Below are 330 nucleotides of genomic sequence, written 5' to 3' on the forward strand. Positions count from 1 at the left end.
TTCGAGATGTGCCGTGACTCGTCGGACTGGACGGAGTGGAAGCCGTCGGCAGCAGGTAGTCGCCGTTGGCCGCGGCCTCGTCGGGCATCGCCACGGAGAGGGTGTTGGTGAAGGCTGTCCCGGCGACCACGGTCAGGTAGATGTTGGCCGCCGTGATGGCGTCGGCGGTGATGAACCCCTCACCGAACTGGCGGCCGATCGTGCCGGCGTAGTGGTTCGCGAAGGCCTTCTCGGTCATGTCGAAACCGGCCGGGTCGATGTACTGGTTCATGTACAGCTTCTTGAGGTCATCTGGATCGTCGAGTGACGAACCTCGTCGATCATCTGGAC

The 330-nt window shown here is 63.0% G+C and carries 1 protein-coding gene; it reads right to left on the reverse strand.

What is annotated here, in order from left to right:
* A partial coding sequence (locus ACR9ZK_RS21760) for a hypothetical protein (RefSeq protein ID WP_481344039.1) occupies nt 1-271 on the reverse strand: 271 nt, incomplete at its 3' end.
* Nucleotides 272-330: the final 59 nt, after the last annotated feature.

This window comes from Monashia sp. HAY1-5C, assembly GCF_056755255.1.